The sequence below is a fragment of the Moorena sp. SIO2C4 genome (assembly GCF_010672485.1).
GTDB classification, from domain to species: Bacteria; Cyanobacteriota; Cyanobacteriia; order Cyanobacteriales; family Coleofasciculaceae; genus Moorena; species Moorena producens.
On record NZ_JAAHGN010001428.1, the window covers coordinates 1 to 1,467 of the forward strand.

At 43.4% G+C, this 1,467-nt stretch carries 2 pseudogenes; both read right to left on the minus strand.

Annotated features, from left to right (window positions below):
• Positions 1-10: 10 nt before the first annotated feature.
• A pseudogene (locus F6K20_RS41070) lies at positions 11-623 on the minus strand (Uma2 family endonuclease).
• Between the two features lie 521 nt (positions 624-1,144).
• A pseudogene (locus F6K20_RS38265) lies at positions 1,145-1,467 on the minus strand (NAD(P)H-quinone oxidoreductase subunit 4); the annotation flags it as partial.

The window sequence follows — 1,467 nt, forward strand, 5'->3', positions numbered from 1 at the left end:
TTGCCACTCCTCAAGCTTCCCAAATTTCTTCCATAACCATGACAAAACCAGGCAGCACCGAATCATCCCCCTTCACCGTAGCGGGATTTTCCAATTGCTCCACATCAGCACCAGGACGGTAAATATACACTCGACGACTATTTGGCTCAATCAACCACCCCAACCTCGCACCATTGTCCATGTACTCCTCCATCTTCTCCTTGAGATCTTTTACCCTATCACTGGGGGAACGCAACTCAATCACAAAATCTGGGCACAGAGGAATAAATTTTTTTCTTTCTTCTTTACTCAGGGATTCCCAGCGCTCCAGCTTGAGCCAAGATGCATCAGGAGAACGATCTGCCCCATTGGGCAGCCTTATTGCCACAAGAAGACTCAAAAACCTTCCCTAGCTTTGTTTGGCGGTTCCATAACCGTAGCTGAAAATTAATGTCGGAATTTCTGTCAGATGTTTCACCTCCTGTTGGGGGCATAACAATTATTTTTCCGTCTAATGTACGTTCAATACGTAAATCTCGATTAACCTGACAAAACTCAAAAAATTGGTCATCATCCATATCCAATGCTGGAGGCATCCTCAGCACAATGGGATTAGTTTCAACAGGTGTGGTGGCTACTGTCATGATTTAGCTACTTCCCGCATAAAAGAGTTTCTTCGTAAGCATTCAGCTCTCAGCTATCAGCTATCAGCCAAAAGCTTGTGGCGACGCTACGTAAACAATTTATACCCATAGCGCACGCTACACCAAACAGCTAGCTTTTGAACAAAATAAGCACCTCAAGCAGCGTGAGTCTAAAGCTGACGGCTGACGGCTGACGGCTGAATGCTTACGTTTATTCTATTCTAAAGTTTTGGTTAAGCGATCGCTGGCAAGAGCTTCTCTAAGGGAAGAGAACATTAACTATAGTTAGTGTATTTTTCAACAAAAAAATGTAGGGGTTGGTTCATACTCCCCCTACATTACTACATTAATAAACCCTACTAATTTGTTAAGCACTAGTAGGGTGGGCAAAGTAATCGAGTCTAAAAGAATCAACAAAATAGAATTGTTTTTGCCCACCCTACAAGCTCAAAAAAATAGAACTGTTTTTGCCCACCCTACTAGTTTTTGCTACTAGCTAGTCAACAGTAAAATATCAATCCTTAACGAGGACTAATGGGTGGAGCGAAAGAAACTATTGGAGCATTTTCTAGTGCTACTGGTGGTTCGTTGACCAAGGTTGGTACAGAGTTGCGGAGTCGTGCGGTTAGCTGGACTGTGGTAGCGTCATAGATCTGAGTCACAATTTTCGGATACAAACCAATCCCGATAATTGGTACTAATAGACAGGCAATAATAAACACTTCCCGAGGTTCCGCATCAATCAAGGCTTCGTGGGCGACTAATTCCTTGTTTTCCGGACCGTATAAAATCTCGCGCAGCATCGAGAGCAGGTAAATTGGTGTTAAGATAACCCCGACAGCTA